This is a genomic window from Streptomyces sp. NPDC021212, from assembly GCF_044332925.1.
GTDB lineage: Bacteria > Actinomycetota > Actinomycetes > Streptomycetales > Streptomycetaceae > Streptomyces.
This window is the reverse complement of sequence record NZ_JBIRPZ010000008.1, coordinates 75,960-100,659: the sequence shown is the minus strand read 5'-3', so window position 1 is coordinate 100,659 and position 24,700 is coordinate 75,960. Positions and strand designations below refer to the sequence as shown.

The 24,700-nt window shown below is 68.5% G+C and carries 22 protein-coding genes and 8 pseudogenes; 12 read left to right on the top strand and 18 right to left on the bottom strand.

Features of this window, described 5'->3' with window-relative positions; all coding sequences use genetic code 11:
• Positions 1–87 precede the first annotated feature (87 nt).
• Positions 88–849, top strand: a complete 762-nt coding sequence (locus ACH4SI_RS22170) for a class I SAM-dependent methyltransferase (RefSeq protein WP_398298773.1) — start codon at positions 88–90, stop codon at positions 847–849.
• Positions 850–910: 61 nt separating this feature from the next.
• On the opposite strand, the gene ACH4SI_RS22165 is transcribed toward ACH4SI_RS22170, so the two are convergent.
• Positions 911–1,198 carry a hypothetical protein gene (locus ACH4SI_RS22165; RefSeq protein WP_398298820.1) on the bottom strand — a complete coding sequence of 96 codons (288 nt, stop codon included), beginning with the start codon at positions 1,196–1,198 and terminating at the stop codon, positions 911–913.
• On the opposite strand from ACH4SI_RS22165, the pseudogene ACH4SI_RS22160 reads away from it, so the two are divergent.
• Positions 1,097–1,374, top strand: a pseudogene (locus ACH4SI_RS22160) (LacI family transcriptional regulator); the annotation flags it as partial. The gene ACH4SI_RS22165 and the pseudogene ACH4SI_RS22160 overlap by 102 nt on opposite strands.
• Before the next feature lie 196 nt (positions 1,375–1,570).
• Here the strand turns inward: ACH4SI_RS22160 and ACH4SI_RS22155 are convergent.
• Together ACH4SI_RS22155 and ACH4SI_RS22150 are read right to left on the bottom strand one after the other, a co-directional pair.
• Positions 1,571–2,245 (bottom strand): hypothetical protein, encoded by a 675-nt coding sequence (locus ACH4SI_RS22155; RefSeq protein ID WP_398298144.1) that lies wholly within the window; start codon positions 2,243–2,245, stop codon positions 1,571–1,573.
• A 1,141-nt stretch (positions 2,246–3,386) separates the two neighbouring features.
• Positions 3,387–3,611: a hypothetical protein gene (locus ACH4SI_RS22150; protein WP_398298142.1), complete on the bottom strand. Its 225-nt coding sequence runs from the start codon at positions 3,609–3,611 to the stop codon at positions 3,387–3,389.
• 56 nt (positions 3,612–3,667) lie between these two features.
• Here ACH4SI_RS22150 and ACH4SI_RS22145 point away from each other — a divergent pair, with 56 nt between their 5' ends.
• The 4 genes and pseudogenes from ACH4SI_RS22145 (at position 3,668) to ACH4SI_RS22130 (ending at position 6,727) form a co-directional block, all read left to right on the top strand.
• Positions 3,668–3,949 (top strand): hypothetical protein, encoded by a 282-nt coding sequence (locus tag ACH4SI_RS22145; RefSeq protein WP_398298140.1) that lies wholly within the window; start codon positions 3,668–3,670, stop codon positions 3,947–3,949.
• Between the two features lie 248 nt (positions 3,950–4,197).
• Entirely contained in the window at positions 4,198–5,250 is a 1,053-nt protein-coding gene (locus ACH4SI_RS22140; protein ID WP_398298138.1) for a fatty acid desaturase family protein, read from the top strand.
• Between the two features lie 60 nt (positions 5,251–5,310).
• Positions 5,311–5,604 (top strand): annotated as a pseudogene (locus ACH4SI_RS22135) (phytase); the annotation flags it as partial.
• A gap of 142 nt (positions 5,605–5,746) precedes the next feature.
• A pseudogene (locus tag ACH4SI_RS22130) lies at positions 5,747–6,727 on the top strand (STM4015 family protein).
• Between the two features lie 12 nt (positions 6,728–6,739).
• On the opposite strand, the pseudogene ACH4SI_RS22125 reads toward ACH4SI_RS22130, so the two are convergent.
• The 8 genes and pseudogenes from ACH4SI_RS22125 to ACH4SI_RS22090 all read right to left on the bottom strand — a co-directional run bounded on the left by ACH4SI_RS22125 (position 6,740) and on the right by ACH4SI_RS22090 (position 12,641).
• Positions 6,740–6,983, bottom strand: a pseudogene (locus ACH4SI_RS22125) (branched-chain amino acid ABC transporter).
• A gap of 164 nt (positions 6,984–7,147) precedes the next feature.
• Positions 7,148–7,750: a hypothetical protein gene (locus ACH4SI_RS22120; protein WP_398298136.1), complete on the bottom strand. Its 603-nt coding sequence runs from the start codon at positions 7,748–7,750 to the stop codon at positions 7,148–7,150.
• A 240-nt stretch (positions 7,751–7,990) separates the two neighbouring features.
• Positions 7,991–8,566, bottom strand: a complete 576-nt coding sequence (locus ACH4SI_RS22115) for a hypothetical protein (RefSeq protein WP_398298134.1) — start codon at positions 8,564–8,566, stop codon at positions 7,991–7,993.
• A 632-nt stretch (positions 8,567–9,198) separates the two neighbouring features.
• On the bottom strand, positions 9,199–9,429 hold the full coding sequence (locus tag ACH4SI_RS22110) for a hypothetical protein (protein WP_398298132.1): 231 nt from the start codon (positions 9,427–9,429) through the stop codon (positions 9,199–9,201).
• A 317-nt stretch (positions 9,430–9,746) separates the two neighbouring features.
• Positions 9,747–11,444 (bottom strand): glycoside hydrolase 43 family protein, encoded by a 1,698-nt coding sequence (locus ACH4SI_RS22105; RefSeq protein WP_398298130.1) that lies wholly within the window; start codon positions 11,442–11,444, stop codon positions 9,747–9,749.
• Between the two features lie 310 nt (positions 11,445–11,754).
• Positions 11,755–11,847: pseudogene (locus ACH4SI_RS22100) on the bottom strand (substrate-binding domain-containing protein); the annotation flags it as partial.
• A gap of 58 nt (positions 11,848–11,905) precedes the next feature.
• Positions 11,906–12,214 (bottom strand): annotated as a pseudogene (locus tag ACH4SI_RS22095) (transcriptional regulator); the annotation flags it as partial.
• A gap of 148 nt (positions 12,215–12,362) precedes the next feature.
• On the bottom strand, positions 12,363–12,641 hold the full coding sequence (locus ACH4SI_RS22090) for a LacI family DNA-binding transcriptional regulator (protein ID WP_398298128.1): 279 nt from the start codon (positions 12,639–12,641) through the stop codon (positions 12,363–12,365).
• A 582-nt stretch (positions 12,642–13,223) separates the two neighbouring features.
• Between ACH4SI_RS22090 and ACH4SI_RS22085 the strand changes: the two genes are divergently transcribed.
• Positions 13,224–14,384 carry a glycoside hydrolase family 30 beta sandwich domain-containing protein gene (locus ACH4SI_RS22085; protein WP_398298126.1) on the top strand — a complete coding sequence of 387 codons (1,161 nt, stop codon included), beginning with the start codon at positions 13,224–13,226 and terminating at the stop codon, positions 14,382–14,384.
• Between the two features lie 792 nt (positions 14,385–15,176).
• On the opposite strand, the pseudogene ACH4SI_RS22080 reads toward ACH4SI_RS22085, so the two are convergent.
• Together ACH4SI_RS22080 and ACH4SI_RS22075 are read right to left on the bottom strand one after the other, a co-directional pair.
• Positions 15,177–15,449: pseudogene (locus ACH4SI_RS22080) on the bottom strand (transposase); the annotation flags it as partial.
• 544 nt (positions 15,450–15,993) lie between these two features.
• The gene (locus ACH4SI_RS22075; protein WP_398298124.1) at positions 15,994–16,617 is read right to left on the bottom strand and encodes a type III effector protein; all 624 of its coding nucleotides are present in this window, start codon (positions 16,615–16,617) and stop codon (positions 15,994–15,996) included.
• 129 nt (positions 16,618–16,746) lie between these two features.
• Here ACH4SI_RS22075 and ACH4SI_RS22070 point away from each other — a divergent pair, with 129 nt between their 5' ends.
• From ACH4SI_RS22070 to ACH4SI_RS22060, 3 genes are all read left to right on the top strand, one after another.
• On the top strand, positions 16,747–17,178 hold the full coding sequence (locus ACH4SI_RS22070; protein WP_398298122.1) for an Hsp20/alpha crystallin family protein: 432 nt from the start codon (positions 16,747–16,749) through the stop codon (positions 17,176–17,178).
• A 98-nt stretch (positions 17,179–17,276) separates the two neighbouring features.
• Positions 17,277–17,672: a DUF2267 domain-containing protein gene (locus ACH4SI_RS22065; RefSeq protein ID WP_398298120.1), complete on the top strand. Its 396-nt coding sequence runs from the start codon at positions 17,277–17,279 to the stop codon at positions 17,670–17,672.
• 63 nt (positions 17,673–17,735) lie between these two features.
• On the top strand, positions 17,736–18,179 hold the full coding sequence (locus ACH4SI_RS22060; RefSeq protein ID WP_398298118.1) for a DUF2267 domain-containing protein: 444 nt from the start codon (positions 17,736–17,738) through the stop codon (positions 18,177–18,179).
• A 458-nt stretch (positions 18,180–18,637) separates the two neighbouring features.
• On the opposite strand, the gene ACH4SI_RS22055 is transcribed toward ACH4SI_RS22060, so the two are convergent.
• Positions 18,638–19,249 carry a TetR/AcrR family transcriptional regulator gene (locus tag ACH4SI_RS22055; protein ID WP_398298116.1) on the bottom strand — a complete coding sequence of 204 codons (612 nt, stop codon included), beginning with the start codon at positions 19,247–19,249 and terminating at the stop codon, positions 18,638–18,640.
• Between the two features lie 101 nt (positions 19,250–19,350).
• On the opposite strand from ACH4SI_RS22055, the gene ACH4SI_RS22050 reads away from it, so the two are divergent.
• Positions 19,351–20,166 (top strand): oxidoreductase, encoded by an 816-nt coding sequence (locus ACH4SI_RS22050; protein ID WP_398298114.1) that lies wholly within the window; start codon positions 19,351–19,353, stop codon positions 20,164–20,166.
• Positions 20,167–20,214: 48 nt separating this feature from the next.
• Here the strand turns inward: ACH4SI_RS22050 and ACH4SI_RS22045 are convergent, their stop codons facing one another.
• From ACH4SI_RS22045 to ACH4SI_RS22030, 4 genes and pseudogenes are all read right to left on the bottom strand, one after another.
• On the bottom strand, positions 20,215–20,595 hold the full coding sequence (locus ACH4SI_RS22045; RefSeq protein WP_398298112.1) for a hypothetical protein: 381 nt from the start codon (positions 20,593–20,595) through the stop codon (positions 20,215–20,217).
• Between the two features lie 17 nt (positions 20,596–20,612).
• Positions 20,613–21,464, bottom strand: a pseudogene (locus ACH4SI_RS22040) (IS5 family transposase); the annotation flags it as partial.
• Positions 21,465–22,667: 1,203 nt separating this feature from the next.
• Positions 22,668–23,390, bottom strand: a complete 723-nt coding sequence (locus ACH4SI_RS22035; RefSeq protein WP_398298110.1) for a hypothetical protein — start codon at positions 23,388–23,390, stop codon at positions 22,668–22,670.
• Positions 23,366–24,112: a hypothetical protein gene (locus ACH4SI_RS22030; RefSeq protein WP_398298108.1), complete on the bottom strand. Its 747-nt coding sequence runs from the start codon at positions 24,110–24,112 to the stop codon at positions 23,366–23,368. Before ACH4SI_RS22030 ends, ACH4SI_RS22035 begins: the two co-directional genes overlap by 25 nt.
• A gap of 291 nt (positions 24,113–24,403) precedes the next feature.
• Here ACH4SI_RS22030 and ACH4SI_RS22025 point away from each other — a divergent pair, with 291 nt between their 5' ends.
• Complete coding sequence (locus ACH4SI_RS22025; protein WP_398298106.1) at positions 24,404–24,634, top strand: hypothetical protein; 231 nt, start codon at positions 24,404–24,406, stop codon at positions 24,632–24,634.
• The last annotated feature ends 66 nt before the right edge of the window (positions 24,635–24,700 follow it).

The window sequence follows — 24,700 nt, the reverse complement described above, 5'->3', positions numbered from 1 at the left end:
CTGGATGATCGATTCCAAGGGGGCTTGGTGGGTGGAACCAGCTTCATGCGCGGCGAATATTTGGTGCGGGGAGGCGATGATGAAGGTATGACCGCCTGCTCTCGCGCCCAGTCTTTCGACGTAACCGCTGCTCAGTACGCGGCGAGTCGGCCTTCTTACCCAGCCGCGCTCTTCGACTGCATCGAGGAGTTCGCAGGATGTCGCTTGGTGGGCGCCCGGGTCGCCGATGTCGGCGCGGGTACCGGAATCGCCAGCGCACCGCTGCGGGAGCGAGGTGCGGATGTGATCGCTGTCGAGCCGGGTGAGGCCATGGCTGGTGAGTTCCACCAAGCGTTCCCGGGGGTGCCGATCGTGAGGGGCGACGGTAATGCTCTGCCGCTGTCCGAGGCTTCCTGCGACCTCATCACGTATGCCCAGTCCTGGCAGTGGACCGACCCCAGTCGGTCCGTCCCGGAGGCATTGCGTGTCCTGCGAGCGGGCGGTGCGCTGGCGATCTGGTGGAACACCACGGCCTTCGACGTGCCGTGGATCCGTGAGCAGCACGGGCGTATCGCGCACCACTGCGGGGTAAAGCCAAGGTCTGCGGTGCGCCCTTCGGACAACGATGCCATCCGGCTGGCGGGGCTGACAGGGCTGCGGGTTGCGCGCCGTCAAGTGCGCTGGAGCCGTACTGTTTCCTTGGACGTGCATCTCGCCAACATTGGCAGCCGGTCGGCGTTCCTCGTCCTTGAAGAGGCTGACCGTCAGGCGTTTTTCGTCGATGAGCGCGAGTGGCTGGTCAGGATGTTTCCTCACGAGGAGGTGGAAGAGACCTACGTGGTTGATCTCTTGGTCGCACTCCGCCCCTGACGTTGTGCGGCCGCGGGGCCGGGCGGCGCGCTCATGCGGCCGAGGCGAGTGGCCGGCTGCCTCATCGGATGTCTTTCTCGCCGCGGATGCTGACGCCTTCCTTGCATTCGGCCGCCAGGATGTCGCGGTGGCGGGCGTTGGCGTTGAGCAGCCCGGTCAGCCCGGTCAGCCCGGTCAGCACCGGGACATCGCCATCGACTACGACGAGGCGACCGGCGCGCTGAAGGCCGGAGGCTTCGAGGTGGACAACCTCGCCACCCTGGATGCGTTCGACGCCCTGGGAAGGTTGTGCGCCGCCTTCATCGCACACGACCTTGACCACGACAACACGCGACTCCTGCGCGAACACCGTCTCTCCGCAGCGCTGAACCACGACCTGCGCCAGGGCGTGCGCCGCGCCTGCCAGTCCATCATGCGGCCCACCAGGCGCTGCCAGACGACGGTCCGACTCAGCCCTCGGCGATCCAGGTGGTCACGCCGTTCGATCTGCCGTCCGACGCATCTCCCCTGCCGTTGATGGGGTGAGAGCCGAAGATGTGTCCGCGGTGAGATGAGAGGGAACTTTCCTGCGTTCAGTAATGAGAGAGTCCAAGGCAGCGGGGGTGCCCTCCGGCCGCGTTGGCCGGAGGGCGGGGTGCGTGCGATGTCAGCTGCCTCTGGTGCCGGCGGCGCGAGCACGACACCGCTCAGTCAACCGTCTGTGGGACCCGTGGGGCAGGAGCTAGAATTGGCGGTTCAGGCGGAGCGACAGGTAGCAGCCGCCGGCGCGGCCGTCGGTGTCGTCGCCCACCTTCACGGGATGCCCGTCAGAGACCGTTTGCCAGGTGTTCTTCGGGCGGGTGTTCTTGCACTGCCCCTTGGCGTCGCCGCCGTCGTCGCCGTACCACTGCACTTCAAGGATGATGTCCGAGCGACCGGACAGGGCGAAGGTGAGATTGCACCAGCCCGCTCGGCCGTCGGTGTCCACCCGGATGGGGTCGGCGAACGTCCTGAAGGAGGAGTTGATCGGGATCGTTTTCGGGCCCCCGTTCTCGCACTGGGTGTCGTCGCTGCCGGGCTCTGCCTCCCACGTGTAGGTGGCGCTCAGGCCCGCGAGAGAGTTCGACGGGTCGTAGAGGCCGAAGGACAGCTGACATCCGCCCGCGCGGTTGTCGGTGTCCAGGCGGATGGGGGTGCTCCAGTCGGACGCGCTGAACCACCGCTCCGGCGGGTTCGTCGGCCCGTCGCATTGGCCGTCCCCGTCGGGGTAGAACCGAACGCCCAGCTCGGGCGAGGCATTGGCCGAGGACGACGAGGCGCTGGCCGACGTGGCGGACAGTCCGGTCACCATCAGTATGCCGACGGCCAGCGCGGAGGCTGATCGGGCCGATCTACTGCCCAGCTTCAGTTTTCTCACGTGTGTCTCCCAGGATGTCTTCGCTTGATCCGGAAAAGGTGCCGAACCGTTCCACGAGCGTGAATGGCCATCACAGAATTCCCGATTGGTGCGATGGAACAGAGAGGAGCACAGGAAAGTCGAGGTGCATCAGACGGCGGAAGGCGGAATGGGCCCTTCCGAGCCGAGGCGCCGCGCCGGCAGCGCGCGGTGACAACGGCAAGATTATCCAGGGGCCATCAGGCCAACCAGCAGGTCGATATCGGCCATACCTGGCTGGTATCGACCTGCTGGTGCACGGTCTCGTTCCGTCACGTTCCAGGGCTGAGGCCATCCAAGTTCGAGCGTCCCCGATGATGTGATTTGAACTGAAGGTGCGGTAGTAGTCCGCTGCGGGTGGCGGGCCCGCGTCGCGCGGGTGCTGGACTTCGACCGTGGATGGTTAAGCGGTCATGGGTGGCTCGCCCCCAATAAAAGCCCAGGTCAGTGTGTGTGTCCGTGCGGCTTGGGGGGTACCGGAGGGAGTTCAGGAGCTGGTAACGGAGAGCCGTCGTAGCCCTGCACGCTGCCGAAGCGGGAACTCGCCCGGCATGCTCCGTCCTTGCCGACCAACCCATATCCGCAGGTGACCCGTCTTCTCCGTGCGCGACCTGTCGCGAAGGGTCAGGCGACGCCACAATTGGTTCGGATTACTCTCCTCCATACGGAGTTCCTTTCGTCTGCAGACGTGCCGGAACACCGCGCGGGAAGGCCTCCCAACGTCGTGGCCTAGGAAACCAGTTGGGGATGCAGGGCTCCTCTGCGCGTTCGGGGAGCGTACTGCGGGTGGCATGCTGCCTGTCCAACACGATGCCGCTGGTGGGCCCGAGATCCTGGATCGTGAAAGGGGCTCCGGTCCGAATCTCACGGTGTCGGTTCCTGGTGAGTTGGGCCCGGGGATGAGCGTGCGGAGGCTGCCGGGGCCGAGGTGCGCGGAGCCGTGCGCGGCGGTGATGTTGAGAGGGCCGAGGCACGGCCGCTGATCGGATCGCTGCGGGCCGAGCCCTTACGACGATGAGGATCGGAACGCAGCGCCGCGCCGTCGACAACGGGAGTCGATATCGACCACTTCGGGAGTCGCTCCGCGGACTCTTCGCGTGATCAACACCGATGAGTTGGGGAGTCACGGGCCGCTTTCCCCGCAGACGGGACCGAGCAGCCAGGCGGTCAGGCCCGTCTGGGCCTCATACGGGGAGCCCGGGGCGCACTCTTGCGGATCTCCATCTCCTCCGGCCTGGAAGACGGCGTCGAAGGCCTCGCCGTACTTGCCGTCGCGGTCGCGCAGCAAGAAACGCAGGGACTCGAAGCGCATGCCCAGGTCGGCGGTGGGATTCCGCGCCTGCTGCACCGCCCAGTCCCGGGTCCAGTGGGCGGTGACCCGGTGATGTGCAGCCGCCGGGTGCTGTGCTTGAGGAACACCAGCGCATACAACTGCCTACCGAGGGCGGTGTCGATGTGGAAGAAGTCTGCCGCGACGATGCCCTTGGCTTGCGTGGTCAGGAACTCGCGCCAGAGGCCGATGCCTGTGAGCACGGACGCCATCGTGGCCAGGAGCGGGATCGCTCGCTGGTGGCGGTGGCGGATGTGCTTGTCGGTCCAGCTTCCGCGCTTGACGCCGAGCACGATGATCGCGAAAGGAATGCCGTCGCAGAAGAGGGCGGCCAGCATCTCCCAGCCGGTTGGTAGACGGCGGTCGGCGCGGAGCGGTGATCATGGTGTGGCGCCGCAGGAGCGGTTCCTCTGCGGCATGACCCGGGTGCTTTGGCGTAGTGGTCGTCGGGAGGCCGGGACAGAGGTGTCGCTGACCCCCTGCGGGGTCCTGGGGCTGGCCCCCGTGCGGCCGGGGTGTTGACGCCATGGCGCCGCATGGTCCTCGGTGCGTACGTTTAGGCAGGTCAGAGCGTTGCTGGCCGATTCACCGACCGGAGTCCTCCATGTCTCAGACCGCCGCGCCGTCTGTGTCCACCGCACCCGTCGGCGTCACCGCGCAGCAGGGGAGTGAGTTCACTCCCCTGCTGCGGAAGGTCAGGGGACAGGGGCTGCTGGAACGTCGCAAGGGCTGGTACGCGCGGATGATCACCGTGAACCTCCTCGCCCTGGCCTCTGTGATGACAGGGTTTGTCCTCGCCGGGGACACCTGGTGGACGCTGCTGCTCGCCGCGCCGCTCGCCATCCTGTCCGCCCGCACCGCCTACGTTGGCCACGACGCCGGGCACGCCCAGATCGCCGTCGGCCGCCGGGCGAACCGCGCCATCGGACTCCTCCACGGCAATCTGCTCCTGGGCATGAGTTACGCGTGGTGGAACGACAAGCACAACCGGCACCATGCCAACCCCAACCACATCGAGAAGGACCCGGACGTCGGCGTCGGCGCACTGGTGTGGACCGCGGAGCAGGCCGCTGTGCGTCGAGGATTCGCCCGCTGGGTAACCCGCCACCAGGCCTGGCTGTTCTTCCCGATGCTGCTACTCGAAGGCATCGCCCTGAAGGTGAGCAGTGTCCGGGACCTGCGGCGGCAGCCGGCGCGCGAGCGGGCCGTCGAGGGCGTACTGCTGGCGCTGCACGCGGCCGGTTACGGTGCTCTGCTGCTCACCTGCCTGCCGGTGGGCAAGGCCGTCGCGTTCGCACTGCTCCATCAGGCGCTCTTCGGGCTCAATCTGGGAATGGCCTTCGCGCCCAACCACAAGGGCATGGACATGCCCGACCCGGCGGGCGAGCGCTGGGGCCATCTGCGCCGCCAGGTCCTGACCTCGCGGAACGTCCGGGGCGGGCCGGTCACGGACTGGCTCCTCGGCGGGCTGAACTACCAGATCGAGCATCACCTCTTCCCGAACATGCCCAGGCCCCACCTCAGGCTCGTCCAGCCTCTGGTCCGGGAACACTGCCACAACCTCGGGCTCCCGTACGCCGAGACCGGGCTGCTCGACTCCTACCGGCAAGGGCTGCGGTACATGCACACCGTCGGCGGTGCGGCCCGGCCAGAATGAGCACGCCGTCGGCAGCGGGGCCACAGGGGCCGGCCCGGGCCTTCCCGTGTCTCCAGCCAGAGCGACAGCACCTTCGCGATGTATGACCGTGACCCGGCCAAGGGCAACCCGTCCGTGAAGGGCTTCCGGCTCGTCGCGGGCAAGGACGGGATCGACAGGGCCGACGGTACCGACAGCCTGGACATCGTCAACCAGTCGTTCGGTTCGGCATACCCGCGTGGGCTCGCCGTGCTCCAGGACGCCCCGGACACCCCCACCGTGACCGGCGACGACGGTGAAGCCCGGGAGGGCTCCAACTACCAGTACGTGGACCTGGGCGACCTGTCCACCGCCACCGGACTCAGCTTCCGCTGACGGCGGGCGAAGCCACCGGCGCCCCTCGGTCCGCGATCCCGGACCGGGGGCGCCGCTGTGTCACGGGACCGTTGTCAGTCGCTGCTGGTAGAACCGCTGCACCGCATCCCCCCTGACGCAACGCATGACAGGAGCAGCCCGGATGAGTTTCCATGACCACATCGAGGAGTTGTACGGCCTTCCTGCCTTCACGTTTCCCGCACCCGGCGAGACGATGACGCTGCCCGAACCCGACGCCGTGGCCTGGCGGATCGCCAACCAGCGGTACGAAGCCGAGGAGGCGTGGGACAGCGCCTTCGGTCGCTTCTGCGCCGAGGTCGACAGCACGCGGGTCCGTGCCCTGATCGTCGGTCTCTGGGACGACCCGGAAGACACCGACCCCTCCGACGTCATCGAAGCGCTGCTGACCGCGCGCGACCGGCTGCCCGCCCTGCGGTCTGTCTTCCTCGGGGACATCGTGGCCGAGGAGTGCGAAATCTCCCGGATCAGCCAGACCGACGCCACACGGCTGCTGGCGGGCTTTCCCGCACTGGAGGAGTTCGGCGTGCGCGCGGGAGAGGGCATCAGCATAGGAGAAACACTGAGGCTGGAGTTCCCCGCCCTGCGCCACGACGCGCTGCGCAGGCTGACCGTGCAAAGCGGTGGTCTGCCGGTGAACGTCGTCCGTGGTGTGGGGGCGAGCGAACTGCCCGCGCTGGTCCACCTCGACCTGTGGCTGGGCACCTCGGAGTACGGAGCCGACTGCAACGCCGCCGACCTGGAGCCGATCCTGTCCGGCGCCCGGTTGCCCCGGCTGCGGCACCTGGCCCTGCGCAACAGCGAGATCCAGGATGAGATCGCCGCATCTGTGGCGTCCGCTCCGGTGGTCTCCTAACTCGAGGTGCTCGACCTGTCCATGAGCACTCTGAGCGACGACGGCGCCGTCGCCCTCCTCGGCGGCCGGCCGCTCACCCACCTCAAGAAGCTGGACCTGCACCACAACTACCTGAGCGACCCCATCCGGCAGCGCATACGCGCGATGCTCGAACCCGCGGGTGTCGAGGTGGACCTCGGCCAGGGCGACGTCGAGTGGGACGAGGGCGACGACGGCATCATTCAGCGCTACGTCAGCGTGGGCGAGTGAGCTGGAAAAGGCTCAGTGGGCGAAAAGGGTGCTGGCCAGGGCCATTCTCACTGCGGTGCCGCGGAGGATGCTCAGCAGGGCGCCCCGGCGCCACAGGTGCAGCCCGATGGTGACGACCAGAGCCGTCAGGGGCACGGTCGCGGGGCATGCGGGCGCTGAGGTACTGGACGGTCCTGCCGGCGCGTAGGGGGGTGAGGACGGTGAAGGGCAGGGCGCGAAGCGCCCAGGTGACGGCGGCCGAGACGGCGATGGCCATGAGCAGGTGGGCGGTGTCACACGTTCAAGGTCCGATGTCACAGGACTGCACCGGTCTCACTGGGTTCACCGGACGGTCAGCGAGGCGGGCCTGGACGATGACGGAAGCGTGCCGTCGGCAGGCGTTGGGCGGCCTGGGAAGCAGGACAATCCGGAGGAAACGCTCTAGTACGGGCCGCCGCGGAAGAGCACGCTGCCTTGGTGGCGCGGGCGGTCGCCACGTTCGTGGGCTGCGTCGGAGCGGTCCGCGGGGGTCGAGAGCCGGGCAAGAGCCCGGAGGGTTGCCAGGCCGGCCAGCACCTCGTCACGACGCTTGGCCGACTTCATCCAGGTCGGCAGCCGGGCGAACATCGCCATCGTGGGGGAGGCGCGACGCTCACGCAGTTGGGCGCCCACGTAGGCGTCGAGGGCGTCGACGTGCTCCTCGTCATAGGCCCACAGGACCCGTCCCGCACAGCGGGTCTGAAGCCAGAGCGGCCGCCGGAAGAAGGGGTCCTCGGTACCGCCGGGCACCGCGCCGACCAGGCCGGCGCCCCGCTCCTCGGCCGTCCAGTCGGCGACAGCGCCGCAGCCGGGGCAGGCGAGACGGCGGGGCTGGAAGAGCAGGGCGCTGAAGTACTTCGGGGCCGCGACGCCGGGCGCAGGCACGACAAGCGCGCGGCCACCGCACCTCGGGCAGACCACGAGCACCCGGCCGGTGAACTGGACGAGCCACGTGCCGTGGTCGCGGTGGCGGACCGGGTTGGAGTGCTGGGGCTCGGAGCTCATGACGGACACCCTGCCAGGCCCGCCCCGCCCCGGCGACCGAGATCGACGCCGAGAAGCCGCACTTCGCCTGGCTCCGCACCGAGCTCGCACGGCGGCGGTCGACGCCCGGCTGCGCTGACCGCCCGCCGGGGCTGGCGACGCACGAGGCGGCGCCACCCGGGGCGGCGCGCCGCCTCGTGGCCGGCTCGTTCATTCCTGGCCGTGACCGCCAGCCGCGGCGGGCCATCACGGTGTGCGGGCTTAGCTCGCGGCGTTCCAGGAGTGGGCCACGTCCACGATCACCTTGCCGTCCTGCTGGAAGATGCGGAACGGCAGCCGCGCCCGCACCCCCACCCCGACCTGGGTCTCGCCCTCGAAGCTGCTGCCGAAGCGCGTGTCCTGGAAGGTCTTGTAATCCGAGACGTCCACCCCAGGGAGCTGCTGTGCGACCTTGCCGGGGTACGTCGTACCCCCGCTCTGCGAGTAGCTGGCCGCGCCCACGTGGATCTCCAGGATCGCGCCGCCGTTGACCGGGATCGGGTCACCGGAGCCGTTCTGGTACATGGCATCGACGTAACCGGCCCAGACGAACGCCTTGTCGGCGGCCGTCGCGCCCTTGATGTCGAAGACCATGCGGTCGTAGCACTCGTGCTGACCGGTTCTGATGTTGACCAGCGGCTTCGCGCTGCTGGACGACTCCGTCTTCTCGCCGCTGCCCCAACCGGTCGCGCACGCCGCCGACGTGCCCGTGGTCGCGGCCTGGGCCGCCCCCACCGTGCCCGCCAGCCCGGCGCCCGCCAGCACGATCGTGGCGATCGCGGTTCCCAAACGTCGCATCTCCAACCTCCGGAGTATCGAAGTGAGTTGGTACGTACGTCTTGACGGGTCATGAGGGCCGGGAGGTTGTCATCGCCGCCGAATCTTTAGCGAAACACCTGAACTCGACCCGGATGGCGCGCAATCTCCCATCCGGAGGCCCCTGGAACTTACCGCTTCCTTCCTCGGCCCGGCCGCCGCCGGGGGCCGCCGAGGGCGGGCCGCCACCGCGCTGGACTGGGCACGTGCGCCGGGAGCAAGCTCGACACGCACCAGGAATGGGCCGCGCTCGTCCGCCGAGGACGGCCCCGGCGGGCAACGGACCACTGAGCCGCTGGGTCAGGCGGCTACCGAGCGCCAGGAACCCCTCGCACGGTGGGCTAAGCGCCACGGTGTCGATGCCGCCAGCCGCCCGCCGCCTGCCGCCTGCCGCCTGCCGCCAGCCGCCCGCCGCCTGGCCGAGGCCGAGGGCCTGGCCGACGCGGTCCCGCGAGGCACCCCACCGCCGCGGCCACAAACGTCACAGCAACGCCGATCCGGTCGACGCAGCGTCCCGGGACGCGGCAGATTCTGGGGCAGATGGAAGGGGCAGCAGGAGTGGGCACGGCTCCCCTGTGCCGGCTCGGGCGGGTTCTGCCCGGCGCAGCCGTTGTTCAGGACGAACTTGTCGCGCATGGTTCGTCCGCCGGAGATGCCGAGCACTCCGTCCCTGAGGTGTCGACGCAGAGAGCTCCCTCGATCTGGCTGATCATGTTGTCGACGAAGGTCACGTCTTCACCACCGGAGTTGCCCCAGCCGTTGTTGAGTCCCTGGGGTGCGACGAAGATGGTGTTGTTGTCGGCCAGCCGCTGGAGTCCGTAGTAGGTCCACGTGCCCGTTTCCACCGTTCGTCCACGTGGCGGCATCGGTGGCGGTGCCGCCTACCCAGTGGAATCCGAAGACCAGCCGGTAGGCGCGGTTCTTGTCGTAGTTGTCCGGGACCTTCAGGGTGTAGCTGCGGCTCTTTCCGTTTGCTCTGCATCGTATGCGTGCCGCTGGTCAGCGTGGGTGTCTTGCCGCATCCGGCGGTCGCCGCAGCGGCGTCACCCGCCGTGAGCGACGTGTTGCCACTTCCACTGAAGCCGCCTTGCGTCGCCGTTCCACCCATGGCCAGGGGCGAGAAGGCCCGCGATCACGGCGGGCCACCACTTGAGCGTTGACATCACATCACTCCTGACGCCGAGGCTTGAGCTTGGCTCTGCCCCGGCGTGGCCAGTTCGAACCGGGTGACGTTGACCGAGCCACCGAGTGCCTGGGTGGCGTAGTTGAAGATGGCGTACCGGTAGCCCATGAAGAACCGCCAGTCGTTGCCCATGGTGAATGAGGGCCCGAGGCGGATGAAGTTGGTACCGTCGGTGCTGTAGGAGAAGGTTCCCGGTCGTCCCGTGCCGGGGCGGATGTCGGCGGTGACGCGAAGCCATATGCGGCTGCCCTGGACAGCGCCGCTCGCCAGCTCCGCTCCGGTGCCGGTGGTGTTCCAGTTGCTGTCCATGGTCAGCCCGCTCACCATCGCCACCCGTGTCGCGCCACTGTCGCGTTTCACACCGATCCACGCGGATGAATCGCGCAGCAGTGCCAGTCCGGCCCGGTCGCCGTCTCTCATCGCAGAGTGGTCGAGCTGGATGGTCGCGGTGGAGGTGGGCCCTTGGATGCGGTGGGTGAGGGTGTTGCGGGCCCAGTACAGGTCGTTCGTGACCGTCGCGGTGCGCAGGGTCAGCCCGTTGTTCACCGACCACTTGGTGTTGTCGGGGTTGTGGTTCCACTCCCATGTCGGTTTCAGGGACGTGCCGTCGAAGGTGTCGACGCCGGTCAGCGGGGCGACCTGGCGGGGTGTGGCCAGGGCGGCCGGGCCGGCGGCCGGGCCGGGGTACGACGCGCCCCAGGCGCCGTTCACCAGTTGCACCACCGGCCAGCCGTCGGAGGTCCAGGCGACCGGGGCCAGTACGGGGATCCGGCCACCGGGGTAGGCGTCCACGAAAGCCATGTAATACCAGGCGCCGCCAGGAGTCTGTACCAGCCCGCCTTGGTGCGGCACCCCGCCACCGGAGACCGGACCGCGCAGATCCAGCAGGACCTGCCGCATCGTGTAGGGACCGAACGGACCACTCGTCGACTTCAGGATGTACTGACCGTTCGCCGGCCGGGTGAGGAAGATGTAGTAGTTTCCGTTGATCTTGTAGAAGCGTGAACCCTCCAGTGTCCCGACGCTCGACGGGGTGGTGAACACTTGCTGCGTACGGACCTGGTCGCGCCCGTCGGGGGAGAGCTGGGCCACGCTGATGGTGGTGTTTCCGTACGACACGTACATGGTGTCGTCGCTGTCGATGAGCAGACCCGCGTCGTAGTAGGCGTTGTTGATCGTGGTGAGCCTGCTCCAGGTCCCTTCCACGGAGGTGGCGGTGTAGATGTACGTTTTGGCGAAGTCGATCTGGCCGAGCCAGTAGAACGTCCGGTTGCTCGGACGGTAGGCGAGCGAGGAGGCCCAGATGCCCCTGACATAGCCACGGGAGCCATTGAGGTCGTACTTGGAGCCGAAGTCCAGTACAGGCACCGAGTGGCCGACCAACTCCCAGTTGACCAAGTCGTACGAGCGGAGGATCGGCGCCCCCGGTGAGTAGTGCATGGTGGAGGCCGAGTAATAGTAGGCGTTTCCGACGCGAATGATGTCGATGTCCGCGAAGTCCTGCCAGATCACCGGATTCGTGTACGGGGCGGCGGCTGTGTGAGCGGCCGCGCCGGAGCCGTGGGGCGAGGCGGTGGCACGGGCCGCGGCGGAGACGGGCAGGGCGGCCCCGGCCACCAGTCCGGTGGCCGTTACCAGTGCCTTGCGGCGACTGTGCTCGTGAGAGAGCCAGGACATGGAGGATCGTTCTCCTTCGTGGTGGTCGGAATTGCCACAGGAGCGACGACGTGCCGGCGGTCCGGATACGGCTTTCGGCGCTGGTCTGTGGGGGCCGACACAGACCTGGCCGACCGACAATGCTCGAAATATCGAACGGTAATCGGCTACTCGGACAACCATGGATGATAGACGGGTGGTGAGAGACGTCAATACCTCTGCGCCTCGCCGCGCGCCGGTGCTTTCGCGGACGATGAGGGTGGGTTCGTCGCAGGGCGCCAGGGGCGGGTGCCGCCGGATCGAGCAACCGGCGCAGCAGCCCGAAGCAGGTGCGGCCGAGCCCTTCGAAGTCGAGGCGGACCGTGGTCAGCGCGGGCGCGAGGAAGGCCGCGACGGTGACGTCGTCGAAGCCGACCACGCTCATCACCGGGGATGTGCCGACCGGCTTCGCGGGCGGCCCGCATCACCCCGGCGGCCACGTAGTCGTTGCAGCACAACACGGCGGTCACCGACGGGTTCGCGACCAGCTCCCGGGCGGCGAGGTAGCCCGTGCGCGGAGTCCAGCCGCCTTCCAGCGCCGGTGGCTCCGGAGCGTCGGCCGCGCGCAGCGCGTCCAGCCAGCCCCGCGTGCGCTGGGCCACCTGAGCGGTGGAGGTCGGCAGTGTCAGGTAGTGCACGGTGCGGTGTCCCGGCCTGAGGAGATGGCGGGTGGCGCGGTCGGCGGCGATCCGGTCGTCCAGCCAGGCCTGCGACAGGGTCGAGACCGGCTCGCTGCCGCAGGGGCGCTCCACCGCGGCTACCACTGCTGTGTCCGCGGGGCAGCAGTCGCAGGGCGTGCGCTCCGGGAGCGTCGAACGCGATGACGACGACGGGTTCACCCGGCCGCGCCAGGCGGGCGCAACTCCTTCCGGTCCAAAACGGCATGGCGGTCCAGCACACTCACGCTACGGCGAAGGAAGCGGCTCGGGCGGCTTCTTCGATGCCACGCAGTGTCGCGGCCGCCCCGTACAGGCTGGTGACGCTGGTGAGGACGGTCAGTGAGCGGGCCGCCTTGCCTACGAGCGCGGGGGCCGCGCGATGGGTCCGGAAGCCGAGCGCGTCGATGGCGTCCTCGACCCGGTGACGGGTGGCATTGGCCACCGAGGCGTGCCCGTTGATGACGCGGGAGACGGTCTGGTGGGAGACGCCGGCTACCCGCGCGACGTCGCGGATGGTCACGGTGGGGGGCTCCGGCGCTGTGAGGAGGAGTGCGCATCAGCCCGTGCAGGTCCCGAGCGTGAGATCGCGATGGGAAACGGCGGCTCGTGCGCGAATGGACGCCGGCTGGTTCGTCGTCGGGGCGGGGCGCATGTGACCGGTCGCCCACCTGCTCTCTGCTGGGGCGCACGGGCAGTGATCACCCTGCGGTGACGCCCGGCCTCCGATGGGGCACGACAGGCCCGGAGAAATCCGCGCTGCGATGGCTATTGACACTTCCACTCCCAGCGCCACAATCATGCGGTGGTGTGACCGTTCACACAAGAGGTCAGGAGAGGCGGGCACGAATTCGCCCACTCCCGGACGGTTCCACGGTTGCCAGGGCCGGCGCCGTGAGCACCGTCGTGATCAGCGGCTTCCGGGGCAGCGCAGATCGACACCAGCATTCAGGAGGGGAAAACGATGATGCCGCGTCGGAGCGAACCCCCGGAACGGGAGCAGCGATTACCGAGCCGGAGATCTGTTCTGGCTACGATGAGTGCCCTACCGGTCCTTGTGTCCGCGACACCGTCCGCAGGGGCATCCGCGACGGCGGCCGCCAACGTGACCATCGACCCGGCGGCGGAGCGGCAGACCATACGGGGCTTCGGTGGCATGAACCACACGCTCTGGATCAACGACCTGACACCTGCCCAGAGAGATGCGGCGTTCGGCAACGGCGAGGGGCAACTCGGGTTCTCCGTGCTGAGAATCCCCGTGCACGAGAACCGGGCCGACTGGAGTCGCGAGGTGGCAACGGCCAGACGTGCGATCGAGCACGGGGCGACCGTCATCGCCTCGCCCTGGAATCCCCCCGCGCAGATGGTCGAGACCTTCGTGCACGGGAATCAGGCCAACGCGAGACGGCTCCGGTACGACATGTACGGCGCTTACGCGCGGCACCTGGACGACTTCTACAGGTTCATGAGCGACAACGGTGTGAACCTGTACGCGATCTCGGTGCAGAACGAGCCCGATTACGCCCATGACTGGACGTGGTGGACTCCGAACGAGATGATCCGGTTCCTGCGGGAGAACGCCGGGTCGATCGGCACCAAGGTCATCGCGCCCGAGTCCTTCCAGTATGTGAAAAGCTTCTCGGACCCGATTCTCAACGACTCGGGAGCGCTCGCCAACCTGGACATTCTGGGGGCTCACCTCTATGGCACGCCGTACCAGAACTTTCCCTACCCCCTCTTCAGGGAAAAGGGCAGGGGAAGAGAACTCTGGATGACGGAGGTCTACTACCCCAACAGCAGCGACTCGGCGGACCTCTGGCCCCAAGCGCTCGACGTGGGGGAACACATGCACCATGCCCTGGTGGATGCCGGGTTCCAGGCATACGTGTGGTGGTACATCCGGCGCAGCTATGGTCCGATGAGGGAAGACGGGCGCATCAGCAAGCGCGGTGCCAGCATGGCGCACTTCTCGAAGTTCGTCCGCCCGGGATATGTGCGGATCGACGCGACCTCGAATCCCCAGGCGAACCTCTACGTCTCGGCGTACAAGGGTGGCGTCTCGAAGGTGGTCATCATCGCCATCAACAAGGGGACATCGCCGGTGAGTCAGCCCTTCACCCTGGTGAACAACACCTCGTCCAGTGTGTCGTCCTGGCTGACGGACGCGAGCAGGAACATCGCGCCCGGGGGAACGGTCAACGTGTCGAACGGCCTCTTCAGGGGCGAGCTTCCCGCTCGTAGTGTGACGACCTTCGTGACGGGGTGAGGCAATCTGCGGGCGGGGGCCGACGCTGGAACTCATCGCTCGCGGTGCTGAGTTCGAGCGGTTCGGCCATCGCCGCCACATGGCGATCGGGACGGAACACGGCCACGGTGCCGGGCTGTCGCGCGAACCAGTCGCGCAGGGAGCCGTCGAGGTCCTCCACCATGACTGTGTCCGTGCCGGAGGGGGTGCCGCTCGGCGCGGGAGCGACCGGAGCGCAATTCGACGACGTTGACGTAGCGGGTGCCGATGCGGTCCCAGAAGGCACGGGACTCGGGGGCGAGATGGAGTGGGTGGTCATCGAGTGCGACAACGACCGCTCGACGCCCGTCCCTGACGCACAGGCACCACGCTGGCGGACCCTCCAGCGTTCGCCGTCGCTGAGGCGGCGCAGTAGGCCAGGGGCGGCGCGGCCGCCGCCAGACCGAGCCGCCTACCGAATGAAAGTGGAAGAGCTCCTGGACCTTGTGGTCGGTGCCGACATAGGCGATGTGCCGGGGGCGCCGCTCTGGCCATCACGGCCCCCGGCCACCACCACCCAAGCGGCACCGGCCAGCAGCGTCACTCGCACGAGCGCCTGCGTCAAGTCCACTGGCGTCTGCACCTACTGGAGCGAGGACACCGGCTGGTACGGCTACAGCCGCCCGAAGCCTGATGGCAGGCGGACTCCGGGCCAAGTTCACCACGGTGGACTTGGGAATGATCACGTTCCTGGGTTTCCAGTCGCAGCAGCCCCGCTTGCACCATGCGATCCGTTCGCCTACTGAGGTTGGACTCGTGATGTGGCCGGGTTGCTCAGGTGAGTCTGATTGTCGGTCCGGTCTCGGCGAGGCAGCCGTCTATGAGTTCGCTGCGGTACTGGATGTGCCGTAGGCCGCGCCGGATGCGCTGGACGAGGTGTTCGGGGGTGCTGAAGGCGACGTTGGGGAGCCGGCCGCGTCGCAGGAGGGATCAGATCCCCTCGACGGGGTTGAGGTCGGGTGCGTAGGGCGGCAGACAGTAGATGGTCGGCCAGGTCCGGGCCTCGGCGAACTTTTGCAGGTCGGCGGCCTTGTGGACGTTGAGGTTGATGCCCCTATGTTGTGTCAACCGGCCCGGACCCTGGGCTCGGGCAGCGGTGCGACCAGAATGAGGTGGTAGATCTCCCGCGCCACATAGCGCTTGAGGCACCGGATGACCTCTCGTAGGTCACCAAAAACCGTGTCTCTGCGTGTACAACGCGGAGTTCGACAGATCGGTGGTCACCGGCGACGCCCGGCGCGTCGCATGAGGCCGATGCGCCTGGCCGGCCCCCCGACTGGTTCTGCCTGATGGAGTGCGCGATGCGGTTCGGTTCGGGCCGGTGGCTCGCCCTTGGCGGCGGCCACTGGGCGCTGGGCGACTGCCGGGCCGCCCGAGGGGGCGGCCCTGGCCGCCGTCCCGGGGCCGGCTCTCCGGAGAGACGGCGTCCGTGTAGAGGTTGCCGAGCCGACGCTGCTACCGCATTGCACCCGCGTGGCACGCACACACCGTGCAGCTCCTTCGCTATCGGCCGCGTTGGTCTCCCAGGTCTCCCCTCGTTTGCCCGGGGGCCGATGGTGACCGGGTTGCTGTTGCGGTGCGCCGGGTGGGGTCAGGGCGGTGTGAGGGTGTCGATCCGGGTGGTGAGGTCGGGGTGGGCGGCGGCCAGGTGCGGGCGGGCAGCGGTCAGGGGGGCGATGAGGCCGGCGGGATCGTCGTGGGCGAGGGCCGCGTGGAGCTCGCTGATAGGGCGGCGGGCGGCGGGGGGAAGGTCGGTGAGTGCGGTGATCTGGCCGGCGAGGCGGCGCAGGTCGGCCGCGTTGCGGCGGGCCCAAGCGGCGGTGCTGCGGTCGGCGGCCCGGGCCTGACGGGTGGCCTGGACACGCTGCTCGCCGGTGGTCCCGGCTGGGCCGGGACGGCCGCGCAGGTAGCGGCGTTCGGCGGCCTGGCGGCTGGCGACGCCGAGGGGGTGGGCGAGGTCGGCCCAGCTGGCGCCCGCGTCGCGGGCCGTTTCGATCAGGCCGGTCTCCCATCCGGCGAGCTGCTCGCGTACCTGCCGCAGCAGCGACAAGGAGGCCAGCGCCTGTTCCGGACGGGGGGCGGGGGCGTTCGGGGTCTTGTGCTGGGCCTCGCGCAGGGCGGCGTCTATGGCGTGAAGAGCAGCCGCGGCGGCAAGGAACGACACCGGGCTGTGGGCGTCGGTGCGGGACACAGACGGCTGGTCGGCCGGGGTCACGGCGCGCCTCCCTCGGTTTGTCGTCGGGCTGACGACATCGTGTTTGTCATCCATTGGATGACATGTTACAACGGTGTCAGTGAGGCGCATTGGCAGTAACTGCCTGAACCTGCTGGAGGTGTTTTCACGATGTTGATGCGCACTGACCCCTTCCGTGAGCTGGACCGGCTGGCGCAGCAGCTGGTGGGCCCGGGTACCTGGTCGAAGCCGTCGGCGATGGCGATGGACGCCTACCGCGAGGGCGACGAGTACGTGGTGGCCTTCGACCTGCCTGGCGTCACCGCGGACGCGATCGACATCGACGTCGAGCGGAACATGCTGACCGTCAAGGCCGAGCGGCGGCCGGTGGCGAAGGCCGACGATGTGAAGATGGAGCTGTCCGAGCGGCCGCTGGGCGTCTTCTCCCGCCAGATCGTGCTCGCCGACACCCTCGACACCGAGCACATCCAGGCCGACTACGACGCGGGCGTGCTCACCCTGCGCATCCCGATCGCCGAGCGCGCCAAGCCCCGCAAGATCTCCATCGGCGTCGGATCCGGACGCAAGGAGATCTCCGGCTGACACCGGCCGGAGGGTGCGGAGGGCACCTGATCTCCCCCTCACCCCGCCCTCCGCACCCCGTGGGCAGACCGAAGGACACGAAGGGGTGGCGGCCTGAGATGACTCTGCGACGCGAGGCGTTCCTCGACCACGTGAAGGAACGCGGCGAGTACGGCACGGTGAAGGAAGCCGAGCGCGCGGCTCGCGTGGTGCTGGCTCTGCTCGGTGCGCACCTGGTCGGCGAAGTCCGCGCCCAGCTCGCGGCACGCCTGTCGGAGGACTTCGCCCTGATCCTCCTCAACCCGCTCCAGAGCGCCGAACCGCTGTCGCCGGAGCGGTTCGTGCGGGCGACCGCGGCCTGGATCGAGGGCGCCACCGAGCAGACCGCGACCTGGGACGTCAGCGCCGTACTGTCCACCGTCGCCGACACAGCCGGCGACGATCTGCTGGGGCAGATCCTGCTTCAGCTTCCCGCCGGCTACGACCTCCTCTTCGGTCGCCCCCAGCCCACCTGACCACTGGCTCGGTGCCGCACAGCGGCACCACCCCACCCTGCTTCATGAAAGGCATGCACTGTAGTGATCACCGACGTGCGCGCACCGCTTGAGCACCAGCAGTCATACGGGACGGCGTATGAGCAGATGCTGGAGAAGGTCCGCTACGAAGGCGCCTACCCCACCCGCGAGAAGGCCGAGGAGGCCGTCCGCCTGGTCCTGGCGGGGCTGGGGCGCCAGCTGACCGGCGATGAGCGCGTCGACCTGGCCGCCCGGCTGCCCCTGGAGGCCGCACGTGTCCTGACCGCGCAGATCCCCGACACGCAGCCGCTGACCGGCTGGGCTTTCGTCAAGGATCTCGCTGCCCGCACCGGCGCCTCCCTCGCCACCACCCGGTGGGACACCGGTTCCGTCTTCTCCGCTGTCGCGGCCTGTGCCGGTCCCGACCTCCTGACCCGCATCCTGCACCGGCTCCCCTCCGGCTACGCGCTGCTGTTCGGCCGCGCCGAACTCACCCCCGCCGCGTAAACAAGCACCCGGCACCCGGAGCGGCAACCGGGCCCCGCCCAGATCCCCTCCGGCCGGGCCCGTAAAGGCGGAAGTCCCCGATCCGCCGCGATCGGGGACTTCGCCCTGTCGCTCAACGAGGCTGCTTCTGCCTTGTAGACGGGCCCCTGACGGGCCCGCCGGGCGGATTCTTGGAGGGGCGGGTTGCCAGATGACCGGCAGCCCGTCCTTCTCCGGTGTTCAGCAAGCGCTCCCGACATCGCCCGTGTGGTTTGAGCGCCGTCTGAGTGGACGTTAAGTCCGTTTCTGGTAGCGGCCTCGTCCGGGTTGGGTGAGGAAGCCTGGACGGGCGAGGCGTCCGAGGCGGCTGCGGGTGATGTTGACGGACGCCTCGTCAGTGGGCATGCCGAGGAGTTCGTGCAGCTCGCGTGCCCGGAACGCCTGGTCGGAGGCATTCACGAACGCCGGACGGCGCGCCCTCACGAAGGCCGTCGGACGCGGCGCTGCCGGACAGGTCCGGCGTCCAGCAGCGCGAGGGCGTTGTGGACACCCTGGTCGAGGACGTCGTCGGCGAGCTTGGGATCGGCCAGGGCGCGGGCGAGTTGGAGCGTCCCGACCATCATGGCGAACACGCCGAGCGCCTGTGCGTGTGCCGAGGGCGGGCTGTCGGGTGCCAGGCGGGCGGCGATGTCGTCGATGACAGTCAGCAGGCCGTCGGTGAATGCCTGCTTGGTCGCGTCCGTGCATCGCCCGATCTCGTCGAGGAGAGCGGCCGTGGGGCAGCCGTTCTCGGGGTCGTCACGGTGCTCGGCGGACAGGTAGGCGCGGACGAACTGTTCGAGCCCGGCGCGGCCGGGCGCGAGTGCTTCAAGGCTCGCGTTCTGCGTGCCCAGCTGGTCGGCGACGGCGTTCGCGACGAGGTCCTCCTTGGAGTCGAAGTGGGCGTAGAAGGCGCCGTTGGTCAGCCCCGCGTCCGACATCAGCGTGGAGACTCCGGAGCCGTCGATGCCGTCCTTCTTGAACCGGCGGCCGGCGGCCTCGATGATCCGCTGCCGCGTCGCCTGCTTGTGCTCTTTCGCGTAGCGCGCCACGCGCTCCTCCTCGTCCGGCGGAGAGGCCGCTTGCCACTCTCCGACTCCCGCCCTAGAGTAATTGCATTACGGTCATAATTCAATCAATGAGGAGGCCCATCATGACCACGAACCGGCCGGTAGCACTCGTGACCGGAGCATCGTCAGGCATCGGCAAGGCGGCCGCCTTCGCGCTCGTCGATGCGGGATTCGAGGTCGTCGGCACGAGCCGCCGAGCCTCCGGGGACGACCGCCGCGAGGGCGTGACGTTCCTCGACCTCGACGTGGCCAGCGACACCTCGGTCGCCCGCGCGGTCGACCGCGTGATCGAGAAGTTCGGGCGGATCGACGTCCTGGTCAACAACGCCGGCATCGGCTCCGCCGGCGCCGGGGAGGAACGCCCCCTTGCCCAGGACCAGCAGCTGTTCGACATCAATGTCTTCGGCCTGATCCGCATGACCAAGGCCGTCCTGCCGCACATGCGCGCCCAGGGTGGCGGCCGGATCATCAACATCTCGTCCGTCCTCGGGTTCGTCCCCGCGCCCTACATGGCCGCCTACGCCGCGTCCAAGCACGCCGTCGAGGGCTACTCTGAGTCCATGGACCACGAGGTCCGCCAGCACGGCGTCCGCGTACTGCTCGTCGAGCCCGCCGTGACCAGGACCGCGTTCGAGGCCAACTCCCCGAAACCCGCCACGCCTCTGCCGGTCTACGAGCAGCAGCGGCAGGTCTTCGAGCGCGTGATGGCCGCGGCGATGAAGGACGGCGACGATCCCGCCACCGTCGCCAAGGCGATCGTCGCCGCGGCGACCGACCCGAAGCCGAAGCTGCGCTACCCCGCCGGACCGACCGCCGGACGCGTCAGCACCCTGCGCCGCCTGGTCCCCGCTCGTGCCTTCGACCGGCAGATCCGCAAGCTGAACCAGCTGCCCGCCTGACCGGCACCGCCATCCCCCGCCACCACGACCCGCACCACTCAGTGGACGTTAATTCCGTTTCTGGTATTGGCCGCGTCCGGGTTGGTCGAGGAGTCCCTGGCGGACAAGTCCTCCCAGGCGGGAGCGGGTGACGTTGATCGAGGGCTCGTCGGTAGGCAGCTTGAGGAGTTCGTGTAGGTCGCGGACGCGGAAGACCCGCCTGGGGTGCTCGGTGAAGGTGGTCACGATGCGCTGGTAGACCGTGGCGGCCTCCGCGAGGGCCGGTTCGTCGCCGGGCGGGGTCAGGGCGTCGATGACCTTGCGGGTCGCGGTGAGCTCGGCCCGGCGGGCCTCGGTCTCGACGAGTGCGGTGGTCAGCCGATCGATCTGCTCGCGCAGGCTGTCGGCCCGCGCGGCGGTCTCGTCGTGTTCGGCCTGCAACAGCCGCACGAGTTCGGTGACGTTCGCGCGGCCAGCTCCACCTCGTCGCGCCAGGCGGGGCTGGGCGTGGTGAGGCGGCGGAGCATGCCCGCGGTGGAGGCCCAGTAGACGCGGGAGGCGGCGTTGTCGGGACGATGGTCGTAGTCCCGGGCGAGGCGCCGGTGGAGCATAAGGGTGCCGTTGACCTGCTCCATTACCCATCGCTTCGGTTGCGGAACGAAGCCCTTGCCCTGGTCCTCGGGGTTGCGGCGGACAACCTCGACAGTGAAGTCCTTCACCGCCCCGTGGATGATCACGGCGTCCTTGAAGCCCGGGTCGACCAGGACTTTCTCCAGGCGCATCCCGCACCGTTCGGCCGCCTGGTCCAGCAGGGCGATGCCGGCCTCGTTGTCGTGCGCGCTGGCGGCGAGGACAACCATGCCGATGACCAGGCCCAGCACGTCGACGGCAAGTCCCCGCTTCCGGCCGGGCGTCTTCTTGTTCGCGTCCAGTCCCGTCGTCGTCTTCGGCACCCCCGCCGCCGCGCGGACGGACTGGGTGTCGATGATGACCAGGGACGGGTCCTCTAATCGCCGGGCCCGCTCCCGCACCTGGCAGCGCAGGATCTCCTGGATCCGCTGGTCAAGACCGTCTTGGCGCCACAGGGTGAAGTAGTGGAACACCGCCGACCAGGCCGGTAAGCCATGTGGCAGGAGACGCCACTGACAGCCCGTCCGGTTCTGGTAGAGCAGGGCATTCACGACCTCGCGCAGGTCACAGGAGCCCGGGTCCCCGGTCGCCGAGCGCGACACCCGCTCTTGCTTCCAGGCGGTGACCAGCGGCTCGATCAAGGCCCACTGCCTGTCGGACAAGTCTGTTGAGTACGGCATCCGTTCCATGCCCTCCAGCTTGGGGCCATGACCGCATTGTTGCCTGAGCCGCAGCGTGGCGCTGGCCTGCGCATGGCAGGTGCGACCCGTGTTACGGGTTTCCGCAGGATGGACGGACGCCTCTGATCGCCTTGTCTTCCCAAAGATCCCGTAACGCGGTGTGCGCCTGTCAATGCCTGTTTCTTGGGGTAGAAACGCAGTTCAGCCCCTCGGGGTGTGCGCGGTGGCAGAGGTCGGAATCCGTAACACGATCGGGGGACTCTCCTGCGGCCTACGCGACCTGGCAGGCGCCTGGCGCGTTACGCATAACAAGGTGGCCGAAGCGAGGGGAGCGGGCTGGCGAGAGCGGAGCGGTCGGTGCCCGCACAGGGGCGCCGGTGAAGCGGTTGACATGCGGCTGGTGTGGCATGCAGTGGAACCGGCCGCTGCGGCGTGGGCCGGCGCCGCGGTGGTGTTCGGACGCCTGCAAACAGGCCGCATGGCGCCACCGGCTCGGCCCTGAAGCGCTCGCCGAGCGCCGACGCCGCACCGAAGCTGCGCGCCGTCGGCGACTGCTCCTGGTGCGGTATCACGCGATCTACCGTGTCATCGGTGCACGCCATCCCCTGGCCAGGCCCCATGCCGTTGCTCTTCTGCCTGAACTCGCCGGCGCCAGCCCTCACAGCACTGCCAGCCCGACGGCCCTCTACCGGATGGCCGCCGCCCGCTGGCACCCGGACCTGCAGGACGGCGACGAGCAGCTCTTCAAGCCCCTTCAGGACATATACCGAGCCGTCACACTCCGCTCCACAACAGAGTCGGACAACAGGCCAGTCACCGTAGAGGCTGAACAGTCTGGGACATGATCACCGACCGCTGGGAACTGGCTCTCGCCACGTTGCATGAAACCGCACGTCAAGATTCCGTCGGATCCCCCAGAGCAGCAGACGACGCGCCTCCGAGTTCTGGGCGGAGCTGGAGAAGAGGTGCCGACGTACCGCCGTGTAGCCGGGTGTCATTGACTCCGCCGAGCTGTTGCCTGTTCTGCTGAGGCCGCCGGTTGCTGTCATCGAGGGGCGCTGGAGGCGGGGCTACCGCTTCTGCTTCGGGGCGCTTTTCGCGCCGCGCGGTGGCCGCTTGGCGTTCGGGTGGATCGCGCGCTGAAGTTTCGCTGCAGGCTGCAAAGACTGCAGGCCGGCCGTCAGCGCGGCGTCGAGGAGCCCGATGTGTCCGTCATAGAACACCCCAATGAGATCGCGGGTCGGTTCGTCGTAGAGAAAGACGACGCCTCGCGGCAGGCCGAGCTGGTGCTTCTTGGCCCGCAGGTAGACGGAGGCTCATCTCGGCGTCGTGGGGGGGCTGTCCGGCCGGGCGAGTAGCCCAAACGAACAGCCACCCCTCGGCTGGATCGATGCTGGCCGTGACAGGCACCGTCATGCTGCGGCCGCGGCCGTGGGGGGCCGGGTGGTTGAGGAGCTGCTCACCGTGGCGCGCGAACAGGTGCTGGACGGCCGCTGCCATAGACAGCAACGTTGCACCGATACTGAGCCACCCGCGGACCTGCCGCGACTGCAGTTCGCCGATGAAGGGGGCGAGTGGTGCAGGCACCATCGCCGGCTTGGGCACGGACTCAGGCCCCTCGTCGTCACGTTGCTTGGCGTAGAACCACCTGTCCGGCGCGTCGGTCCGGCTGCTCAGGTATACCGGCTCCTGCGCGCGGTCGCGCCGCAGCCCGGCTGTGGTCGGCTCGGAAAGGAACAGGAAGGCGGCACGTACCTGCGCAGGCTCGGGTTCGACCCACAGGCCCGCCTCGAAGAAGTACAGGAACAGGTCCAGTTCGTCCGGGGCGCGGAACATGACGGTGACATCGGGGTCGCGGCGTCGGCGCAGGTAGAGGAGGAACTCGGCCGGGCGTGCGACGAGCTCAGTGATCAACTCGAGGTCGTGCAGGGACACTGTCCAGGGAATGTTGTCGGGGGAGAGCAGGCCGGCCCGTACCATCTCGGCGGTCGCGGTGAGGACGGCCGAGATGTCGTCGAGGCTGACGGCGATGGTGTGGATCTCGCGGATATGGCTGAGATCGACCAGTCCTCGTCCTCGATGCGTAGGCCCCCGTCTCGCTGGATGGCATCCCGCATGCGGCCGGACTGTTCGGCCGCTTTCGTGATGATGCGGGTCAGGTCGGTGCGGAGCCGTGTCGTCTTTCCTCCGCGGGCCAGGGTGCTCAGTGCGACGGCCTTGTCCTCCACGATGATGGCGACGTCGTCGAGGACGATGAGGTGGTCGCCCTCGACGCGCTTGGTGTACTTCGCCGGATCAGCGGTCTCGGCTTCCTGGGCGTTCGCGGGCAGGTAGTACTCGAAGGCGTCCCGGAAGCGGGCCCCGGGAAGTACGCGGTTCAGCGCGTCGTGCGTGCGGGACTCCAGGAGGTCTCCGCGATGCTTGGAGTATTGGTCCCACACGGACTGCGACGTCTTCAGGTGCTCTTCGAGGTTCTCCCGGACGGCGATCACGTTCAGCGCAGGGTGTGGCAGCATGAGGCGTCCGCTGGTGCTGACGATGAGCGGACGGGCACGCATCGGGTTTTTGCCGGTCGTGAACGCGTCGATGACCTCCGCAGGATCGGCCGTCCCGAGGTCGAGGGGGAACCGTTCGACAACGGCTCTGACGTTCCACATCGATGCCTGTGTGCGTGACGATGTCGTCGATGGCGACCGTGGTCTGGTCGGCGCCCGGCTCGAACAATGACATGACGCTGGTGCCGGCGAGCTCCTTCAGCCGGTCGTCCGCCCGCCCCTTCTCCGTCGCGGCCATGGCGTTCTGCACTGCGCCAGCCATGGCTTCAGCGCGGTCCACGAAGGACACATCTTCCGCCTCGGCGACCGCGTCCTGTAGACCCGCAACCAACCCCACCGCGGAACCAACGGCGTCTTCAACGGATCCACCGGAACCATCACTGAGTCATCCCCATGACCACCTCCGCCGGCCAACTCTGCCAACGCAACCTGCTCTACACCGCCATCACTCGAGCACGCCAAGGCGTCATGCTCATCGGCCAGCCCTCCGCCGTCCACCGATCCCTGGCCAACACCCACCCACGCCGCCGATTCACCGCACTCGAACACCGCATCGGTCACCACACCACAGCCACGCCCCGCTCGCGCGTCGCCCACCCAGTCGGGCAACTCGCCTGGAAGTAGAGATTGCCTTAACCACCCTCGCCGCGCTGCACGAGGAAGTCGCACCGGTAGACCGTCAGGTGTCGG